The organism is Kaistia nematophila (genome assembly GCF_026343855.1).
GTDB classification, from domain to species: Bacteria; Pseudomonadota; Alphaproteobacteria; order Rhizobiales; family Kaistiaceae; genus Kaistia; species Kaistia nematophila.
On the sequence record NZ_JAPKNK010000001.1, the window covers coordinates 107,989 to 120,217 of the forward strand.

Genomic DNA, 12,229 nt, shown 5'->3' on the forward strand with positions numbered 1-12,229 from the left:
GTTTTGCTAGCGTTCGGCCATGCTCGACTCCAGCCCGACCTCCGACGCCGCCGCGCTCCGCCCGACGCCCATGATGGAACAGTTCCTTGAGATCAAGGAAGCCAACCCGGGCAGCCTGCTTTTCTACCGCATGGGCGACTTCTACGAGATGTTCTTCGACGATGCGGAGATCGCGTCGCGCGCGCTCGGCATCACGCTGACCAAGCGCGGCAAGCATCTCGGCGAGGACATCCCGATGTGCGGCGTGCCGGTCCACGCCGCCAACGACTATCTGCAGAAGCTGATAGCGCTGGGACATCGGGTCGCGGTCTGCGAGCAGCAGGAGGATCCGGCCGAGGCGAAGAAGCGTGGCGGCAAGTCGGTGGTGAAGCGCGGCGTCGTCCGCCTGGTCACGCCCGGCACGCTGACCGAGGACACGCTGCTCGAGGCCGGCCGCAACAACTACCTCGCCTCGGTCGCCCGCCTGCGCGGCGGCGCGGCGGATGGCAGCGATCGCTTCGCCATCGCCTGGATCGACATCTCGACCGGCGATTTCCGCCTCGCCGAGACCGACCAGCTGCGTCTTTCCGCCGATATCGCCCGCGTCGATCCGCGCGAGCTGCTGGTGCCGGACAGCTTCTTCGCCGATGACGAGCTCGGCCCCTATGTGCGCGAGCTGCCCGTGTCGGTGACGCCGCTGCCGGGCGCCTTCTTCGACGGTGCGACGGCGGGCGCAAGGCTTGCCGCCTATTACGGCGTCGGCACGCTGGACGGCCTCGGCTCCTTCTCGCGCGTCGAGCTTTCGGCCGCCGCGGCGGCGCTCGCCTATGTCGAGAAGACGCAGATCAGCGAGCGGCCGCCGCTGTCGCGCCCGGTCCGCGAGAGCGATGGCGCGGTGATGCTGATCGACGCGGCGACGCGCGCCAATCTGGAGCTCGTCCGCACGCTCTCGGGCGAGCGGCGCGGAAGCCTGCTTGCCGCCATCGATCGCACCGTGACCGGCGCCGGCTCGCGGCTTTTGGCCGAGCGGCTCGCCAGCCCCTCCACCGATCCGGAGTGGATCGAGCGCCGGCTCGACGCGCTCGACCACCTGCTGCGCCAGGGCCGTCGCCGCGCCGCCATCCGCGAGGCGCTGGCGGCGAGCCCTGATCTTGCCCGCGCCCTGTCGCGCCTGTCGCTCAATCGCGGCGGCCCGCGCGACCTCGCCGGCATCCGCTACTCCCTCGACGCGGCGGCGCGGCTTGCCGAGGTCCTGGGCGGCGACGGTCAGGCGCTGCCCGACGAACTGGCCGAGGCCTGTGCCGTGCTGGCTGGCGCGCCGCACGATCTCGCGGCCGAGCTGGCGGCGGCGCTGGCCGACGAGCTGCCGCTGCTGAAGCGCGACGGCGGCTTCGTGCGGCCCGGCTATGACGCCGATCTCGACACCACGCGGGCGCTGCGCGACGAAAGCCGGCAGGTGATCGCCGGGCTGCAGGCGACCTATTCGGCCGAGACCGACATCAAGGCGCTGAAGATCAAGCACAACAACGTGCTCGGCTATTTCATCGAGGTGCCGCAGCAATATGGCGAGCGCCTGCTCGGCGCTGACTATGCCGGCCGCTACATCCACCGCCAGACCATGGCGGGGGCGATGCGCTTCATCACCACTGAGCTCGCCGATCTCGAGGCGAAAATCGCCTCGGCCGGCGACCGGGCGCTGGCGATCGAGCAGGCGACCTTCGACGCGCTGCTCGCCCATGTCGTCGCCGTCTCAGACGCGTTGCGCGCCGTGGCGGCGGCGCTCGCGGTCATCGACGTCGCCGCCGCGCTGGCGACGCTCGCCGAGACCGACAATTACGCCCGCCCGGTGGTCGACCGCTCGCTGGCCTTCTCGATCGAGGGCGGCCGGCATCCCGTCGTCGAGCAGGCGCTGAAGCGCGAGGGCGGCGCCGCTTTCGTCGCCAATGGCTGCGACCTCGGCGCCCGCAAGGAGGGCGACGCGGGCCTGATCTGGCTGATCACCGGACCGAACATGGCCGGTAAGTCGACCTTCCTGCGCCAGAACGGCCTGATCGCCATCCTGGCGCAGATCGGCTCCTACGTGCCGGCGCAAAGCGCGCATCTCGGCATCGTCGACCGGCTGTTCAGCCGCGTCGGCGCGGCCGACGACCTCGCCCGTGGCCGTTCGACTTTCATGGTCGAGATGGTCGAGACGGCGGCCATCCTCAACCAGGCGACCGACCGCTCGCTGGTCATCCTCGACGAGATCGGTCGCGGCACGGCGACCTTCGACGGCCTGTCGATCGCCTGGGCGGCGATCGAGCACCTGCACGAGGTCAATCGCGCGCGCGGCCTGTTCGCGACGCATTACCACGAGCTGACCGCGCTTTCGCAGCGCCTGGCCCGGCTGGAGAACGCCACTGTCCGCGTCAAGGAATGGAACGGCGACGTCGTCTTCCTGCACGAGATCGTCGCCGGCGCCGCCGACCGTTCCTATGGCATCCAGGTGGCGAAGCTCGCCGGCCTGCCGGCCTCGGTGGTGGCGCGGGCGCGCGACGTGCTGGCGCATCTGGAGGAAACCGACCGGAAATCCCCTGCCGCGACGCTGATAGACGATTTGCCGCTTTTTGCCGCGCTGGTGGCGAAACCGGCGCCCGTCGTTGCGGAAGATCCCCTCGGTCCCGTGCTCGACGGGCTGTTGCCGGACGATATGACCCCGCGCGAGGCGCTGGAGGCGCTCTACCGGTTGAAGGCGCTACGGCCCCGCCGGGCCTGAGGCGCCGCCTTTTGTTGGCGTGCGCGGAAAAAGCGGTTTACGGTCCTCGCCTCCCGTCACGCCTCAAGGCCGATTGCCTCCATGACCCGATCCGATACCGCGCTTCTCGACCGCCCATCCCTCGCGGCGGAATTGCTCGCGTTGGCGGCCGGGCTGGAGAAATCGGCCATCCGGGCGGCGGTCCTCGCTCATCTGAAGCAGCGCCTGCGCGAGGGGCGCGCGAGCGCCGAGGCGCAACTGATCGCCGACGGGCGCGGCAGCGTCTGCGCCAGCAGCCTCTCGGCCCTGCAGGACGAGATCATCGGCGCCATCTACGAGGTGGCGTCCCGGCACATCTATCCGGCCGAGAACCCGACCTCGGCCGAGCGCATGGCGCTGGTTGCCGTCGGCGGCTATGGCCGCGGCATGCTGGCGCCCGGCTCCGACATCGACCTGCTCTTCGTGCTGCCCTACAAGCAGACGCCCTGGGGCGAGAGCATCGTCGAATTCGTGCTCTACATGCTGTGGGACCTCGGCCTGAAGGTCGGCCACGCCACCCGCAATGTCGACGAGTGCATCCGCCTGTCGCGCGGCGACATGACGATCCGCACCGCGATCCTCGAGGCGCGCTTCCTCTGGGGCGACCAGAAGCTGTTCGACGAACTGACCCAGCGCTTCGACGCCGAGGTGGTCAAGGGCACCGGGCCGGAGTTCATCGCCGCCAAGCTCGCCGAGCGCGACGAGCGCCATCGGCGCCAGGGCGCCTCGCGCTATCTGGTCGAGCCGAATGTCAAGGAAGGCAAGGGCGGCCTCCGCGACCTGCATACGCTGTTCTGGATCGCCAAGTATTTCTACCGCGTCCGCTCCGGCGACGCGCTGGTCGAGGCCGGGCTGTTCTCGCGCTCCGAGCTCGCGCTGTTCCGCAAGTCCGAGGATTTCCTCTGGTCGGTGCGCTGCCACCTGCATTTCCTGACCGGCCGGCCGGAGGAGCGGCTGTCCTTCGACGTCCAGCGCGAGATGGCGGTGCGGCTCGGCTACACCTCGCATCCGGGCATGAAGGATGTCGAGCGCTTCATGAAGCACTACTTTCTCGTCGCCAAGGACGTTGGCGACCTGACGATGATCTTCTGCGCCGGGCTGGAGGAGGAGAACGCCAAGCCGGCGCCGCTCCTGAACCGGTTCTTCAACTTCGGCTCGCGCCGCCGCCATCGCAAGATTACCGGCACGAGCGACTTCATCGTCGAGCATGACCGCATCAACATGGCGGCGCCGGACATCTTCGAGCGCGATCCCGTCAATCTGATCCGCATCTTCCATCTCGCCGACAAGCAGAACCTCGCCTTCCATCCCGATGCGATGAAGGAGGTGACGCGCTCGCTGAAGCTGATCGACGCCAAGCTGCGCGACGATCCCGAGGCAAACCGGCTCTTCGTGGAACTGCTCGCCTCGCGCAACCAGCCCGAAACCGTGCTCCGCCGCATGAACGAGGCTGGCGTGCTCGGCCGCTTCGTGCCGGAGTTCGGTAAGGTCGTGGCGATGATGCAGTTCAACATGTACCACCACTATACGGTGGACGAGCATCTGATCCGCTCGGTCGGCGTGCTGGCCGAGATCGACGCCGGCGCGCGCAGCGAGGAGCATCCGCTCGCCAACACGGTGATGCCGACGATCCAGGACCGCACCGCGCTCTATGTCGCGATGTTCCTGCACGATGTCGCCAAGGGCCGGCCGGAGGACCATTCGATCGCCGGCGCGCGGGTAGCGCGCAAGCTCGGGCCACGGTTCGGCCTGACGCCGGCGCAGACCGAGACGGTCGCATGGCTGATCGAGGCGCATCTCGTCATGAGCATGACGGCGCAATCGCGCGACCTCGGCGACCGCAAGACGATCCAGGATTTCGCCGCCGTCGTGCAGAGCCTCGAGCGGCTGCGCATGCTGCTGGTGCTCACCATCGCCGACATCAAGGCGGTCGGGCCCGGGGTCTGGAACGGTTGGAAGGGCCAGCTGCTGCGCACGCTCTATTACGAGACCGAGCCGCTCCTGACCGGCGGCCACAGCCAGGTATCGCGCGACGAGCGCGTCGCCGCCGCCAAGGCGGAGCTTGCCGATGCGTTGAAGGACTGGCCGAAGGAAGAGCTCGCCACCTATCTCGACCGGCACTACCCGGCCTATTGGCTGCGGGTCGACCTGCCGCGCAAGATCGCCCATGCGGGCCTGATCCGCGACGCCGACCGCTCCGGCAAGACCCTCGCCACCGCCGTCTCGGCGCACGCCTTCGAGGCGATCACCGAGATCACCGTGCTGGCGCCGGATCATCCGCGCCTGCTTTCGATGATCGCCGGCGCCTGCACGGCTGCCGGCGGCAACATCGTCGACGCGCAGATCTTCACGACGACGGACGGTTTCGCCCTCGACACCATCTTCATCGCGCGCGAATTCGAGACCGATGCGGAGGAAACCGATCGCGCCCGCCGGGTCGGCGCGCTGATCGAACAGGCACTTTCCGGCGCCGTCGCCCTGCCGGACGTGATCGCCAAGAAGGCGAAGCCGCGCGCCAAGATCAAGGCGTTCACCGTCGAGACGCAGATCCTGCTCGACAATTCCTGGTCGAACCAGTTCACCGCCATCGAGGCGTCCGGGCTCGACCGCCCGGGCCTGCTCTATGACCTGACCCGGTCGATCTCGGATCTCAACCTCAATATCGCCTCGGCCCATGTCGTGACCTTCGGCGAGCGGGCGGTCGACGTCTTCTACGTCACCGATCTCACCGGCCGGAAGGTGATGAACGCCAATCGCGAGGCGAGCATCCGCCGTCGCCTGCGCCAGGCCTTCGAGGGGACGACGCCTACCGACAAGACACCGGCGCGCAAGGCCGGGTGAACCGTGCCGTCCAAGGCGGGCCGTGGCGGGTTTCACCCGTGGCGCGTCTCGAACGGGCCCAGTCGGCCCGGCCTTCCCTTTGCCTTGATTTTCCAGCAACCAAGGGTCTAACTCGACCCGCCCGCGGCCGCGGGCGGTCATGTCCCTCCTTCCGATCCGCCAGGTGGCAATGTCTCTCCTGAAAAACTTTGTCACCGTCGGTGGCTCGACGACATCGAGCCGGCTTCTCGGCTTCGTGCGCGACATGTTCATGGCGGCGGCGCTCGGCACCGGGCCGGTGGCGGACGCCTTCATGGTCGCCTTCCGCTTCCCCAACCTGTTCCGCCGGCTTTTCGCCGAGGGCGCCTTTTCCTCCGCCTTCATTCCGCTGTTCGCCGGCAAGCTCGAGGCGGAGGGCCGCGACGCCGCGAAGGAATTTGGTTCCGAGGCGCTGTCGGCCCTGTTCGCCTTCCTGATCGTGCTGACGGTGATCGCGCTGATCGCCATGGTCCCGCTCATGTATGTGATGGCGCCCGGCTTCGTGGCAGAGCCGTCGAAATTCGATCTCGCCGTGCTGCTGACGCGGATCTCGTTCCCCTATCTGACGCTGATCTCGCTGCTGGCGCTCTATAGCGGCGTGCTCAACGCCGAGGGCCGCTTCATGGCGGCGGCGATGGCGCCAGGCCTTCTCAACGTCGTTTTGGTGGCCGCGCTCGCCTACATCCTGTTCTACAAGCTCGAAAACACGGCCGAGGCCGGCATCCTGCTGTCATGGGCGACGCTGATCGGCGGCGTCCTGCAGCTCGCCGTCGTCGTCGTCGACGCCTGGCGGACGGGCATGCTTTTGAAGCTGCGCTGGCCGCGGCTGACCGCCGGCGTTCGGCGGCTGACGACGCTCGCCGTTCCGGGCCTCGTCGCCGGCGGCGTTACCCAGATCAACATCGTCATCGGCACGATGATCGCCTCGTTCGCGCCAGGCGCCATCGCCATCCTCGGCTATGCCGATCGGCTGTATCAGCTGCCGCTCGGCATCGTCGGCGCCACCATCGCCGTCGTCATGCTGCCCGACCTGTCGCGCCATGTCCGTTCCGGCCGCACCGACCTGGTCCATCATACCCAGAACCGCAGCCTCGAATTCGCGATGACGCTGACGCTGCCGGCGGCGATCGCGCTGTTCGTGCTGGCGAAGCCGATCGTGCAGGTGCTGTTCCAGCGCGGCGAGTTCGGCCTGGACGACACGATCGCCACCGCGCACACGCTGATGGGTTATGCCGTCGGGCTGCCGGCCTTCGTGCTGATCAAGGTGCTGTCGCCCGGCTTCTTCGCCCGCGAGGACACCAAGACGCCGATGTGGTTCGCCGCCATCGGCGTCGCCGTCAACATCATCGGCTCGCTGGCGCTGTTCCCGTCGCTGACCTATGTCGGCATCGCCATCGCGACCAGCATTTCGGGCTGGGTCAACGCGGCCCTGCTCGCCTGGGCCCTGCACCGGCGCGGTCATTTCCAGTTCGACGACAAGGTGAAGCGCAACATGCCGATGGTGCTCGTCGCCGCCCTGGCGATGGGGCTCTCCGTCTTCCTCGCCGCCTGGTGGGCAGAGCCCTATTTCGCCGATCAGCGCATCCTGTTCCGCGCGGTGGCGATGGGCACAATCTGCGGTATCGGGCTGGTGCTGTTCGCGCTCTTCTGCCAGCTGACCGGCGTCGTCCATTTCGGCGCGATCGTCGGCAAGCTGCGCAACCGCGGCCGTCGCTGATCGAATGCTTGCACGGCGCAGCGCTCCGCGCGATAACGCGCCGGAAAAATGGGGTTTCCGATGACTGAATTCAAGACGCGCATCTTCTCCGGCGTCCAGCCGACCGGCAATCTGCATCTCGGCAACTATCTCGGCGCGATCGTCAATTTCGTCGCGCTGCAGGAAGCCAATGAGTGCATCTACTGCGTCGTCGACATGCACGCGATCACCGTCTGGCAGGAGCCGGCCGAGCTGACGCGGCAGATCCGCGAGGTCACGGCCGCCTTCGTCGCCGCCGGCATCGACCCGGTGAAGCACGTCGTCTTCAACCAGAGCCAGGTTTCGGCCCATGCCGAGCTGGCGTGGATCTTCAACTGTGTCGCGCGCATCGGCTGGATGAACCGCATGACGCAGTTCAAGGACAAGGCCGGCAAGGACAAGGAGAACGCCTCGCTTGGCCTTCTCGCCTATCCGAGCCTGATGGCCGCCGACATCCTCGCCTACCAGGCGACGCATGTGCCCGTCGGCGAGGACCAGAAGCAGCACCTCGAGCTGACGCGCGATATCGCCCAGAAGTTCAACAACGACTATGCCGAGTCGATCGCCGCGCATGGTTTCGGCGACGCTTATTTCCCGATCACGGAGCCGGTCATCACCGGGCCGGCCACCCGCATCATGTCGCTGCGCGACGGTTCGAAGAAGATGTCGAAGTCGGATCCGTCTGATTATTCGCGCATCAACCTGGCCGACGACGCCGACGCGATCGCGCAGAAGATCCGCAAGGCCAAGACCGACGCCGAGCCGCTTCCCGGCGAGGCCGAGGGCCTGAAGGGCCGTCCCGAGGCCGACAACCTCGTCGGCATCTATGCCGCGCTCTCCGGTCTGACCAAGGACGACGTGCTGCGCGAGTTTGGCGGCCAGCAGTTCTCCGCTTTCAAGCCGGCGCTCGCCGATCTCGCGGTCGACAAGCTTGGTCCGGTCGGCGGCGAGATGCGCCGCCTGATGGCCGATCCCGGCCATATCGACGCGATCCTCGCCGATGGCGCGGCGCGCGCCGACGCGATCGCGCGCCCGATCCTCGACGGCGTCAAGGACATCGTCGGCTTCATCCGCCGCAAGTAGGGCCTCCCCGGGGCCATCCGGCGCTTGCCGGGCGGCCCGCCGGATGGCAGCATTGCAGCATGCTGATGAAGCGCAAGAGCACGGAAACGGGTCACCGCCGCAAGTTTCTGGCGGTGATCGACGACACGCCCGAATGCTCGCGCGCCGTCATCTACGGCGCCCGGCGCGCCGACCGCACCAGCGGCGGCCTCGTCCTGCTCTATGTGATCGAGCCGACCGGCTTCCAGCACTGGATCGGCGTCGAGAACATCATGCGGGCCGAGGCGATGGACGAGGCCGAGGCGGCGCTCGGCCGCTTCGCCGATCTCGCCCGCCGCCATTCCTCGATCGAGCCGGAACTGGTGATTCGCGAAGGCACCCGCGCCGAGCAGATCACGGCGCTGATCGAGGGCGACGAGGACATCGCCATTCTCGTCCTGGCGGCCGGCACCGACAAGGAAGGGCCGGGACCGCTGGTTTCCTCGATCGCCGGCAAGCTCGCGGCGACCTTCCCGGTGCCGATCACCATCGTCCCGGGCACGCTTTCCGACGACGACATCGCCGCCATCGCTTGAAACCTGACCCCGAGACTACGATTTTAGGCGCCGGAGCCGGATTCCGCTTGGATCGGGCCTCGACAATGACTACGATGCCAATTCTGGAAATATTCTAAACAAGTTCGCACGGAGCCCGCATCATGTTCATCCAAACCGAAGCGACGCCGAATCCGTCGACCTTGAAGTTCCTGCCCGGCCGGCTTGTCCTGCCGGAAAGCACGGCCGATTTCCGCGATGCCGGCGAAGCCGAACGCTCGCCGCTGGCCGAGCGCCTGTTCTCCGTCAATGGCGTCTCCGGCGTGTTCCTCGGCCACGATTTCATCAGCGTGACCAAGAAGGACGGCGAGTGGCAGCACATGAAGCCGGCCATCCTCGGCGCGATCATGGAGCATTTCATGGCCGGCGTGCCGGTGATGGCGACGCTGAAGCCGCATGCCAGCGACGAGGAATTCTTCGACGAGGGCGATGCCGAGCTGGTCGAGACGATCAAGGAGCTGATCGAGACTCGCGTCCGCCCGGCCGTGGCGCAGGATGGCGGCGACATCACCTTCCAGGGTTTCCGCGATGGCGTCGTCTATCTCAACATGCGCGGCTCCTGCTCGGGCTGCCCGTCCTCGACGGCGACGCTGAAGCACGGAATCCAGAACCTGCTGCGTCATTTCGTGCCTGAAGTGCGCGAGGTTGAAGCGGTTTCCTGATCCGCAGCGCTCGACAGCGGCCCGTTCAGCCTCTATCCGGGGCGCATGAACCTGCTCGCCATCGATACCGCGCTCGAAAACTGCTCCGTTGGTCTCGCGAGCGGCGGAGTCGTCTTCTCGCGCGTCGAAACCATCGGCAAGGGCCATGCCGAGCGGCTGATGCCGGAGATCGCGGCGCTGCTCGCCGAGGCCGGTGTGTCGGCGGCGAGCCTCGACCGCATCGTCGTCTCGATCGGCCCGGGTTCGTTCACCGGCCTGCGCGTCGGGATTTCGGCGGCGCGCGGCCTCGCGCTCGTCCACCGTATCCCCGTCGTCGGTGTCGGCACGCTGCAGGTCCATGCGGCGCTGGCGAAGCGCGAGCGCGGGGAGGTCGCCGATCGGCCGATCCTGGCGCTGCTGCCGGCGCGTGGCGACGATCTCTACGGCCAGCTCTTCTCCGCGAATGCCGAGCCGGTCGGCGAGGCCGTGCTTGAAGCCATGCCGTTCTTTGCCGAGCTGGCGGCGCAGTCGGGCGCGGACCTTGCCGGCGCCGGCGCGGCGCGGCTCGGATCGTCGGGACGGATCCTCCATGACCGCTCGGCTCCCGATATCGCGACCCTGCTGGAGCTCGGCGCGGCGCTCGATCCCGCCGGTCATCCGCCGAAGCCGCTCTATGTCCGCCCTCCCGACGCCAAGCCGCAGCTTCACAAGGGAATTGCGCGCCGATGATGGATATGTTGTTGCGGCCTCGCATCATCCTGGACGCCGCCGAGGCGGAGGATGCCGAGGCGTTGGCCGAGATCCATGCCACCGGTTTCCGGCGCGGCTGGAGCGCCGACGAGATCGACGCGCTGATCGCCGACAAGACGGTGAGCAGCCATGTTCTGCGGCGCGAATCCCTGTTCGGGGTCCGCCGGCCGCAGGGTTTCATCCTGATCCGCACCGTGGCTGATCAGGCCGAGGTGCTGACCATCGTGGTGGCGCCCGCCGCGCGCGGCCGCGGCTATGGCCGCCGGCTGATGGAGGCGGCGCTGCGCGCGCTCTATCGCGACCTCGTGCCGGAGATCTTTCTGGAAGTCGACGAGAAGAATGCAAGCGCGGTATCACTCTACCGCTCGCTCGGATTTGTCGAAGTGGGCCGCCGAAAGGGCTACTATGCCGAGGACCATGGTCCGGGCGGAACGGCGCTGGTGCTGCGCTTGAAGCTCCGGTGAAGCGAGTTTGTGTCAGGGGGCAGGAGATGAGTGTGACGCAAGAGCTGCAGCATCCGACAACCCTGGAAGACGCCTGCGTCGAGAAGGGCATGCGCATGACCGAGCAGCGCCGCGTCATCGCGCGCGTGCTCGACGCCGCCACGGATCATCCCGATGTCGAGGAAGTCTATCGCCGCGCCTCGGCGATCGATCCGCGTATCTCGATCTCGACCGTCTACCGCACCGTGAAGCTGTTCGAGGACGCCGGCATGATCGAGCGTCACGATTTTCGCGACGGTCGCAGCCGCTATGAGGCGGTGTCGGAAGAGCATCACGACCACCTGATCGACCTGCGCAGCGGCGACGTCATCGAGTTTCGCAGCGAGGAGATCGAGGCGCTGCAGGAGCTGATCGCCCGCCGTCTCGGCTACAAGCTGGTCGACCATCGGCTCGAGCTCTATGCCGTGCCGATCGACGACAAGACGCCGAAGGGCCGTTCCTGATGGGGCGGCTGCGGCTCGCCGCGATCCTGGCGGGCCTGTTGCTGACGACGCTGGTCCTGCTGCCGGTCCAGCTCTTCGCCATCCGCTTCCGGCCCAAGCTGGCTGCCCGCGTGCCGATGTGGTGGCAGCGTGTGGCGGCGCGCTGCCTTGGCCTGCGCGTCCGGGTCGAGGGAACGCCGGCGACGGACCGGCCGCTCCTGATCGTCTCCAATCATGTTTCCTGGGTCGATATCGTTACGCTCGGCAGCCTGCTGCCGGTCTCCTTCGTCGCCAAGAGCGAGGTCGGCGGCTGGCCGGTGGTGAAGTGGCTGGCGCGGCTGCAGCGCAGCGTCTTCATCGACCGCACGCGGCGGACGGCGACCGCCGCCGCCAGCAATGCCATCGCCGCGCGGCTGGCCGGCGGCGAGGCGCTGGTGCTGTTCGCCGAGGGCACGACTGGCGACGGCATCTCGATCCTGCCCTTCCGCAGCGCCCTGGTCGGGGCCGCGCGCGAGGCGGGCGGCGGCGACCGGCCGATCGTCGTTCAGCCCGTCGCCATCGTCTATGTCGGCTTCCAGGGCCTGCCGATCGACCGCTCGCGCATGGCCGAGATCGCCTGGCATGGCGATATGGATCTGGCGCCGCATCTGGTCGGGTTGATTGATATCGGCGCCGTCGATGCCGTGGTCGCGTTCGGTGAGCCGATCGTGTTCGGACCGGACGTCGACCGCAAGCAGGTGACGGCCTCGGCCGAGGCGGAAGTGCGCGCGCTGGTGCGCTCGATCCGGGCGCGGGGCCTCAAGAACATCACCGTCACCGCGCCGTCACCGGAAGCGCCTATTCTCAGCGAGGCAGAAAGCGGATAGGAAGGGACAGGCGACGGCGGGACACCCGCCGGAAGCGATCGTGCCA

The 12,229-nt window shown here is 67.8% G+C and carries 10 protein-coding genes; all 10 read left to right on the plus strand.

Going from position 1 to position 12,229, the window contains the following annotated elements:
- Nucleotides 1-19: 19 nt before the first annotated feature.
- The 10 genes from mutS to olsA all read left to right on the plus strand — a co-directional run bounded on the left by mutS (nt 20) and on the right by olsA (nt 12,183).
- Complete coding sequence (gene mutS / locus OSH07_RS00520; RefSeq protein ID WP_266336655.1) at nt 20-2,734, plus strand: DNA mismatch repair protein MutS; 2,715 nt, start codon at nt 20-22, stop codon at nt 2,732-2,734.
- Between the two features lie 72 nt (nt 2,735-2,806).
- Entirely contained in the window at nt 2,807-5,593 is a 2,787-nt protein-coding gene (locus tag OSH07_RS00525) for a [protein-PII] uridylyltransferase (protein WP_420909591.1), read from the plus strand.
- A 169-nt stretch (nt 5,594-5,762) separates the two neighbouring features.
- Nucleotides 5,763-7,328, plus strand: coding sequence for a murein biosynthesis integral membrane protein MurJ (gene murJ, locus OSH07_RS00530; RefSeq protein ID WP_266336657.1), 1,566 nt, complete (start codon nt 5,763-5,765; stop codon nt 7,326-7,328).
- A gap of 60 nt (nt 7,329-7,388) precedes the next feature.
- Nucleotides 7,389-8,429 carry a tryptophan--tRNA ligase gene (gene trpS / locus OSH07_RS00535; protein WP_266336658.1) on the plus strand — a complete coding sequence of 347 codons (1,041 nt, stop codon included), beginning with the start codon at nt 7,389-7,391 and terminating at the stop codon, nt 8,427-8,429.
- 59 nt (nt 8,430-8,488) lie between these two features.
- Entirely contained in the window at nt 8,489-8,983 is a 495-nt protein-coding gene (locus tag OSH07_RS00540; RefSeq protein WP_266336659.1) for a universal stress protein, read from the plus strand.
- A 122-nt stretch (nt 8,984-9,105) separates the two neighbouring features.
- A complete protein-coding gene (locus OSH07_RS00545) occupies nt 9,106-9,663 on the plus strand; it encodes a NifU family protein (protein WP_266336660.1) in 558 nt (185 codons plus the stop codon).
- Between the two features lie 45 nt (nt 9,664-9,708).
- Nucleotides 9,709-10,371 carry a tRNA (adenosine(37)-N6)-threonylcarbamoyltransferase complex dimerization subunit type 1 TsaB gene (tsaB, locus tag OSH07_RS00550; RefSeq protein ID WP_266336661.1) on the plus strand — a complete coding sequence of 221 codons (663 nt, stop codon included), beginning with the start codon at nt 9,709-9,711 and terminating at the stop codon, nt 10,369-10,371.
- 11 nt (nt 10,372-10,382) lie between these two features.
- On the plus strand, nt 10,383-10,856 hold the full coding sequence (locus tag OSH07_RS00555; RefSeq protein ID WP_266336662.1) for a GNAT family N-acetyltransferase: 474 nt from the start codon (nt 10,383-10,385) through the stop codon (nt 10,854-10,856).
- Nucleotides 10,857-10,882: 26 nt separating this feature from the next.
- A complete protein-coding gene (locus OSH07_RS00560) occupies nt 10,883-11,338 on the plus strand; it encodes a Fur family transcriptional regulator (protein ID WP_266336663.1) in 456 nt (151 codons plus the stop codon).
- Nucleotides 11,338-12,183, plus strand: coding sequence for a lyso-ornithine lipid O-acyltransferase (olsA, locus tag OSH07_RS00565; protein ID WP_266336664.1), 846 nt, complete (start codon nt 11,338-11,340; stop codon nt 12,181-12,183). Before OSH07_RS00560 ends, olsA begins: the two co-directional genes overlap by 1 nt.
- Nucleotides 12,184-12,229: the final 46 nt, after the last annotated feature.